Annotated in this window: 1 protein-coding gene; it reads left to right on the plus strand. The window is 54.6% G+C overall.

All coding sequences use genetic code 11. The features are described from left to right. The first annotated feature begins 215 nt into the window (after window positions 1-215). Window positions 216-542 (plus strand): hypothetical protein, encoded by a 327-nt coding sequence (locus ACP7AJ_RS21435; protein WP_426062281.1) that lies wholly within the window; start codon window positions 216-218, stop codon window positions 540-542. The last annotated feature ends 323 nt before the right edge of the window (window positions 543-865 follow it).

The raw sequence follows: 865 nt of genomic DNA on the forward strand, positions 1-865 counted from the left end.
AGGGACAACACCAGGCCGGCAACAAACAGCAGGAAGAGCTTAACGAAAGAGGGCAGCCACGTCATCACGAGTTCGTTTAGCGAAAGGAATAAAGCACCAAGATAGGTGGTACCTCACGTTTGCTTAAACGGTGGTGCAAACGCGTCATAAATTGCCCAACCGGTCGCATCGTTTAGGGCGAGGCCGCCGGTTACCCCTCCCTTGCTACGACCTTCATGAGCACGTTCGAATTGGCTGTCTGGCTGCTGGGACTGGTTCACGTCGTAGGCGGGTCGCTCTATAACCGGTACCGGATCAACCGATTGTTGCAGTACTTCTCCGCCTTCCGCGGGGCGCTTCTGAGCGAGCAAGAATTTCTACATCTACGGAAGGCATACACCGCTTCTCTTGCACCCTATCGATTGTTTCCCCGCCCCGCAGTTTACCCCGCCCTGTATTCCGACGAGGCGTTTGCGTCGTTTTGCCACACCTCCAAGCGAATCATCGCCTATGTCTACGGGGTGCTGATCGCGGTTTTTCTGACGATATGCTCGCTAAACTAGGATACCAACGGAAATCCGGGACCCGTTGCGCACGGGGCGTGACCCACCAACTTCCAACTGCCGGGCGAACGCTCTAAACAGACCAGAATGCTGTAGTTCATTTAAACGGTTCGAATCTAAACGCGCTCCGTTCAAATAAAGGAGCGTTTTGGTTGCTTCTAGTGAATAGCGCTCCTGCAATGTCCTTTTATTGGCCAGTAACCGAATGAAGGAGAGACGACTGCCAAAGCTGGAGGGCATTGCCAAAGTCGGGAACCGGCGCCGATTGTCAAGCCGAAGCATCGGAGACCGCCTATGTTTGTGCACCGGCACGCCTCCGTGCT

This window comes from Hymenobacter sp. B1770 (genome assembly GCF_049896385.1).
Classification (GTDB): domain Bacteria; phylum Bacteroidota; class Bacteroidia; order Cytophagales; family Hymenobacteraceae; genus Hymenobacter.

What these genes read in the sequence shown, in the direction of transcription:
- ACP7AJ_RS21435 (WP_426062281.1), top strand. Translation starts at nt 216, where the DNA reads ATGAGCACGTTCGAATTGGCTGTCTGGCTGCTGGGACTGGTTCACGTC.